This is a genomic window from Priestia sp. P5_B4 (assembly GCF_056400385.1).
Genome location: NZ_JBFULJ010001430.1, coordinates 1 through 617 on the forward strand (window position 1 = coordinate 1; position 617 = coordinate 617).

Here is a 617-nt window from a genome sequence, read left to right on the forward strand (position 1 = left end):
ATACAATGATAATTAAAACAGGTGCAATGTATCGAATAGCAAGAAGCCATAAAGAGAACCAGCGCTTCACATTCGTTGAACCGTGCTTAAATTCTTCAATTAGTACATCTTTTTTCATTTTCCAAGGAACAAAGATGGCAATTAAAAGAGCACCTAGTGGCATAAGGATATTACTTACAAGAAAATCGAAAGAGTCAAAGATGCTTTTTCCAAAGATCGATACGTCACTTAATAAACCATACGATAGTGCTGAAGGTATTCCTACCACGAAGATTAGCAAGCCCGAAATCCAAGATAGCTTTATACGCTTATGCTGCTCTCCTTTGGCTAAAGAAGCAACAATAATTTCTAACATCGAAAACGCAGATGTCAAAGTGGCAAATAAAAACAGCGCCAAAAAGAAAGTTTGAAACACAATTCCGAACGGAAGCTGTTCAAAAATAGAAGGCAATACAATGAATAAAAGACCTGGTCCTTCCGTCGGTTTTACACCCATTGAGAAGACCGCAGGGAAAATTGCCAGTCCTGCTAGTAAAGAAATCAAAATATTTAACGCCGAAATTGAAATAGCCGATTTTGGCAAGTTTTGCTGCTTAGATAGATACGAACTGTACGTA

The 617-nt window shown here is 37.4% G+C and carries 1 protein-coding gene; it reads right to left on the reverse strand.

Features of this window, described 5'->3' with window-relative positions; translation table 11 throughout:
- Positions 1 to 617: SLC5/6 family protein (locus AC1DRF_RS31395; RefSeq protein ID WP_477742752.1), on the reverse strand; the 617-nt coding region annotated here is incomplete at both ends.